7 protein-coding genes are annotated in these 5,276 nt (G+C 67.6%); all 7 read right to left on the bottom strand.

Annotation, left to right across the window (positions count from 1 at the left end; genetic code table 11):
* Positions 1-106: 106 nt before the first annotated feature.
* Positions 107-1,003 (bottom strand): 50S ribosomal protein L11 methyltransferase, encoded by an 897-nt coding sequence (gene prmA, locus FUT87_RS26370; RefSeq protein ID WP_147242897.1) that lies wholly within the window; start codon positions 1,001-1,003, stop codon positions 107-109.
* A gap of 167 nt (positions 1,004-1,170) precedes the next feature.
* Positions 1,171-2,520, bottom strand: coding sequence for an acetyl-CoA carboxylase biotin carboxylase subunit (gene accC, locus FUT87_RS26365; protein ID WP_091727054.1), 1,350 nt, complete (start codon positions 2,518-2,520; stop codon positions 1,171-1,173).
* A gap of 11 nt (positions 2,521-2,531) precedes the next feature.
* Complete coding sequence (gene accB / locus FUT87_RS26360; protein ID WP_091727050.1) at positions 2,532-2,999, bottom strand: acetyl-CoA carboxylase biotin carboxyl carrier protein; 468 nt, start codon at positions 2,997-2,999, stop codon at positions 2,532-2,534.
* Positions 3,000-3,072: 73 nt separating this feature from the next.
* Positions 3,073-3,525 (bottom strand): type II 3-dehydroquinate dehydratase, encoded by a 453-nt coding sequence (aroQ, locus tag FUT87_RS26355; protein WP_091727046.1) that lies wholly within the window; start codon positions 3,523-3,525, stop codon positions 3,073-3,075.
* A 168-nt stretch (positions 3,526-3,693) separates the two neighbouring features.
* Positions 3,694-4,254 carry a TlpA disulfide reductase family protein gene (locus FUT87_RS26350; protein ID WP_147242896.1) on the bottom strand — a complete coding sequence of 187 codons (561 nt, stop codon included), beginning with the start codon at positions 4,252-4,254 and terminating at the stop codon, positions 3,694-3,696.
* Positions 4,255-4,851, bottom strand: coding sequence for a hypothetical protein (locus FUT87_RS26345; protein ID WP_147242895.1), 597 nt, complete (start codon positions 4,849-4,851; stop codon positions 4,255-4,257). It abuts the gene before it with no gap.
* A 50-nt stretch (positions 4,852-4,901) separates the two neighbouring features.
* A partial coding sequence (locus FUT87_RS26340) for a transglycosylase domain-containing protein (protein ID WP_186830775.1) occupies positions 4,902-5,276 on the bottom strand: 375 nt, incomplete at its 5' end.

Below are 5,276 nucleotides of genomic sequence, written 5' to 3'. Positions count from 1 at the left end.
CCGCGATGCGGCTGTTCATCGGCCCGGGCGAGGCAATGGAAGTGCCCGCGGACGATAGGTCGGGAGGGCTGGCGTGCGTGCGGCGAGTGGTCCTGCGAGCGATGGATCAGGCAGGGCGACGCGCCGTCATCAGAATCCAGCCGTCCTCGCTGTCGGCGACCTCGAGGGCCACGTGCGGCGCGTAAGCGGCCTTCAACTCATCGGCCTGGCGCTCGAGGATGCCGGCCAGCACCAGGTGCGCGCCCGGGCGCAGGTGGTTGCACAGCAGCGGCGCCAGCAGCTTCAGCGGCGTGGCCAGGATGTTGGCCAGCACCACCGGGTACTCGCCGTTCGCGGCATCGGGCATCGCGGCGTTCAGCGTCACGCCGTTGTCCTTGGCGTTGTGCGTCGAGGCGATCAGCGCGGCCGGGTCGATGTCGACGGCGTCGATGGACTTCGCGCCGAACAAGCCGGCCGCGATGGCCAGGATGCCGGAGCCGCAGCCGTAGTCGAGCACGCGATCCCACTGGGCGGCCTCGGCGCCGTGGCGCGCGATCCAGCGCAGGCACATGCGCGTCGTCGGATGGGTGCCGGTGCCGAAGGCCAGGCCCGGATCCAGGCGCATGACCTGCCTGGCCTGCGCCGGCGCCTCGTGCCAGGACGGGACGATCCAGAACTCCGGCGTGATCTCCACCGGCGCGAATTGCGATTGGGTCAGCCGCACCCAGTCCTGCTGCGCCACGGTCTGGATCGCCTGCACGTGGACGTCGGTGGCCCAGTCCTGCGCCAGGATCAGCGTCGCGGCCTCGGTGGCCTCGGCTTCCTCGGCGAACAGCGCCTTCACCACCGAGCGCTCCCAGCCCGCGCGCGGCGCCGGCATGCCGGGCTCGCCGAACAGCGCGCGCTCCGCGGGCGTGTCGGCATCGGCATCCTCGACGGAGACGGCCAGCGAATCGATCTCCATCAGCGCGTCGCTGACGGTCTCGACATCCTCCTCGCGGCAGATCAGCACGAGCTCGTGCAGCAGGGGATCGTTGGCGTGGTCTTCGCCGTGGTTTTCGCTCATGGCGGCTCCGGGACTTCGGGGACTTCTGAAATGGAGAAGCCCTCAAGGCGGACCAGCGTCCACGCTTGAGGGCCTGCGCATTGTCGCTCAGCGGCGGTCGGCGCTGATCGGGCAGCGCCTGCGGTTCAGCGCTTGTGGGCGGCCATCCACTGCTCGAGGTAGTGGATGTCGGTGCCGCCTTCGATGAACTTGGCATCGGCCATCAGCTCGCGATGGAGCGGGATGTTGGTCTGGATGCCTTCGACGACGGTCTCCGACAGCGCGATGCGCATGCGGGCCAGGGCCTGCTCGCGGGTGTCGCCGTGGACGATGATCTTGCCGATCATCGAGTCGTAGTTCGGCGGCACGAAGTAGTTGGTGTACGCATGCGAGTCCACGCGCACGCCGGGGCCGCCGGGCGGGTGCCACATCGTGATGCGGCCCGGCGACGGGATGAACTTGACCGGGTCTTCGGCGTTGATGCGGCACTCGATCGAATGACCGCGCATCGTGATGTTGCGCTGGGTGAAGGGCAGCTTCTCGCCGGCGGCGATGCGGATCTGCATCTGCACGATGTCCACGCCGGTCACCAGCTCGGTCACCGGGTGCTCGACCTGCACGCGGGTGTTCATCTCGATGAAGTAGAACTCGCCGTTCTCGTACAGGAACTCGAAGGTGCCCGCGCCGCGGTAGCCCATCTTCTTGCAGGCCGCCGCGCAGCGGTCGCCGACGCGCTCGATCAGGCGGCGCGGGATGCCGGGCGCCGGCGCTTCCTCGATGATCTTCTGGTGGCGGCGCTGCATCGAGCAGTCGCGCTCGCCCAGCCAGACGGCGTTCTTGTGGCCGTCGGCCAGCACCTGGATCTCCACGTGGCGCGGATGCTCCAGGAACTTCTCCATGTAGACCTGCGGATTGCCGAAGGCCGCGGCCGCTTCGGCCTTGGTCATCTGCACCGCGTTGACCAGCGCCGCCTCGGTGTGGACGACCCGCATGCCGCGGCCGCCACCGCCGCCGGCGGCCTTGATGATCACCGGATAGCCGATCGCGCGGGCGATGCGGACGATCTCCTTGGGATCGTCGGGCAGGGCGCCCTCGGAGCCGGGCACGCAGGGCACGCCGGCCTTGATCATGGCCTGCTTGGCCGAGACCTTGTCGCCCATGGTCCGGATGTTGTCCGGGGTCGGGCCGATGAAGGTGAAGCCGCTGCGCTCGACGCGCTCGGCGAAGTCCGCGTTCTCGGACAGGAAGCCGTAGCCGGGGTGGATCGCCTCGGCGTCGGTGACCTCGGCCGTCGCGATGATGGCCGGCATCGACAGGTAGCTCTGCGCGGACGGCGCGGGGCCGATGCAGACGGCCTCGTCGGCCAGCTTCACGTACTTCGCGTCGCGGTCCGCTTCCGAATACACGACGACCGACTTCACGCCCAGTTCGCGGCAAGCGCGCTGGATACGCAAGGCGATCTCGCCGCGATTCGCGATGAGGATCTTCTTGAACATCTCGGACCGCCTTACTCGATGACGATCAGCGATTGGCCGAATTCCACCGGCTGGCCGTTCTCGATCAGGATCTTCGTGATCGTGCCGGTCTTGTCGGCTTCGATCTCGTTCATGATCTTCATGGCCTCGATGATGCAGATCGGGTCGCCTTCCTTGACCTGCTGGCCGACCTCGGCGAACGGCTTGGCGTTCGGGCTGGAGGCGCGGTAGAAGGTGCCGACCATCGGCGACTTGACGATGTGGCCGGTTTCCGCGGCCGGGGCCGGCGCGGCCACAGGTGCGGCGGCGACCGGGGCGGCGGCCTGCGCTGCCGGCGCGGCGACCATCTGCGGCGCCTGCATCATGGGCATGGCCGCCACGACGGGCTGGCCATCGGACTTGACGATGCGCACCTTGCCATCGGCCTCGGTGATTTCAAGTTCAGAGATGTTCGACTCGGAGACGAGGTCGATCAGGGTCTTGAGCTTGCGCAAATCCATATGAACTCTCCAACGGGGATCGGTTGTGATCTTCGGGTTGTCTTCCGGTCCGGCGGCAGGCGGACCGCGGCGCTCAGGGGGACGAGGCCGGCCGGCTCAATTGCTGGATCGCGAACTGCAGCGCCAACCGGTAGCCGGCCGGACCCAGTCCGCAGATCACGCCTTCCGCGACCGGCGACACGTAGCTGTGGTGACGGAACGGTTCGCGCTTGTGGATGTTGGACAGATGCACTTCAATCACCGGCAGCGCCACCGCCGCCAGCGCATCGCGGATCGCGACGCTGGTGTGGGTGTAGGCCGCCGGATTGATGATGATGAAGCGCGTGCCGTCGCGTCCGGCTGCTTGAATGCGGTCTACCAGGCCACCTTCGTGGTTGCTTTGATAGCTCTCCAGAGCTACGCCGGCTTCCTGCGCGATCCGGCGAAGATCTGCGTCGATCTCCGCCAAAGTGGTCGCGCCGTAGACCCCAGGCTCTCGGGTGCCGAGCAGGTTGAGGTTGGGGCCGTGTAGTACCAGGACTTGCATTCAGCGACCGGTCCCGCCAATTAGAGCGAAGACACTAGAAGCGTAAAAGGGTGGACTTTACGCCTTTTGGGTTCAGATCCCGGCAGCAAGCCAAAAATAAAAGGCTTGACCAGCTTCAGGCCGCCCGCTATGGCCGAGCAGGCCTTGACGGCGGCATCGGTCGAGGCGTCAGGACTTCATCGCGCGGGCCATCTCGCGCAGTTCTTCCAGGTGGGTAGCTCCCAACTTGCGCCAGATCGGCTCGCCTTGCGCGCTGAAGGCGACGGTAAACGGCAGGCCTCCCTTGGCATTGCCCAGGGTCTTGGACAGGTCGGTGCCGGTCAGGCCGGCGAGGGCGACCGGGAACTTCAACGGAAGTTTCTCGAGGAAGCCCCGCACAGGCGTCGGCGCGTCGACGGCCAGACCGAGCACTTGCCACCCTTTCGAGGCGAACTCGTCGTGAAACTGATTGATTTCCGGCAGTTCCTTGACGCAAGGCGCGCACCAAGTGGCCCAGAAGTTCAGCAGCAGCGGCTTGCCGCGCAGGCGGGCGGCGGGCTGGTAGGTCTGCTGGTCGAGCGTGTCGAAGCTGGCGTTCCAGAAGGCCGCGGCTTCCGCCGAGAGCGGTCCCGACGGCGCTGCGCCGCCCTCACCGCCGGCCTGCCTTTCATGATGAAGCGCGAGGTAGGCCCCCGCGCCGGCGGCCACCACGCCGGCGGCGCCCAGTCCCAGAACAGCGCGTCGTTGCATTCAATCTTCCTTCGCGTTCAGCAGTTGGCGCAGCGCGGCGAGGTCGCCGCGTTCGGTCCGGCCGCGCGCGTCGGGCTTGAGCGCGCCGCGCAGGTCGTCGTGATCCAGGATGGTCAGCGCGATCGCCACCCGCTCGTTCAGCGCGCGGCAAGGCACATCCAGGACGAGCTGGTCGACGGTTTCGCCCTTGGCATTGCGGGATTGGCCGACGTCATAGTCCACGCCCTGGTTCAGCAGCGCGATCTCCGCCGATTTGCTGTCATCGCAATACAACTGCAGATGGATGTGGGACAGCCGGGTGGCGGTGCCGCGCCAGACGGCGCCGCTCAGGTGGGGGCGGAACTCGGCCAGCCGCTCCATCCAGGTGGCGGCCAGTTCGCGCAGGGCCAGCAGCTCGGCCGGCTGCGTGTCGGCGCAGAAGATGTCCAGATACTCGCGTACCTGGTCTTCCAGTTCATCGTTGCTGGGCAGCGCGGTGCGCGGCGGCAGGCCGAGCACCTTCAGCGCGCGCGACTTGGCGGGGCCGTATTCCAGGCCTTCCTCCACCACCAGGCGGGCGGCGGCGGCGGCGATCTCGGTCGTCAATTCGGGTGTCATGGCGCCCTTTCGGCGGCTCGGCCCTGGGCGGGCGATCCCTGGCCCAAGCGTCAGGGGATGTCGACCGCGCCCATCCGGGCCTCGATGGTGCCAGCCCGCCCGATCACATACGGCGAACCTGGGCGTTTCTCGAACCGCTTCGGCGCCGGCAGCATCACCGCCAGGCGCGCCGCCTGGTTGGGGCCCAGCCGGGCGGCGTCGACGCGGTAGTAGTGACGGGCGGCGGCCTGGGCGCCGAACACGCCCTCGCCCCACTCGACGTTGTTCAGGTAGATCTCCAGAATGCGCTGCTTGTCGAGCAGCGCTTCCAGCATCAGCGTCAGCACAAGTTCCTGGCCCTTGCGCAGCAAGTTGCGCTCCGAGTTCAGGAACAGGTTCTTGGCCAACTGCTGCGAGATCGTCGAGCCGCCGATGACCTTGGGGAC

The sequence above is a fragment of the Mitsuaria sp. TWR114 genome, from assembly GCF_007997345.1.
This window is presented reverse-complemented; position numbering and strand designations above follow the sequence as displayed.

What these genes read in the sequence shown, in the direction of transcription:
- accB (WP_091727050.1), bottom strand. Translation starts at nt 2,999, where the DNA reads ATGGATTTGCGCAAGCTCAAGACCCTGATCGACCTCGTCTCCGAGTCG.
- FUT87_RS26345 (WP_147242895.1), bottom strand. Translation starts at nt 4,851, where the DNA reads ATGACACCCGAATTGACGACCGAGATCGCCGCCGCCGCCGCCCGCCTG.
- FUT87_RS26350 (WP_147242896.1), bottom strand. Translation starts at nt 4,254, where the DNA reads ATGCAACGACGCGCTGTTCTGGGACTGGGCGCCGCCGGCGTGGTGGCC.
- accC (WP_091727054.1), bottom strand. Translation starts at nt 2,520, where the DNA reads ATGTTCAAGAAGATCCTCATCGCGAATCGCGGCGAGATCGCCTTGCGT.
- aroQ (WP_091727046.1), bottom strand. Translation starts at nt 3,525, where the DNA reads ATGCAAGTCCTGGTACTACACGGCCCCAACCTCAACCTGCTCGGCACC.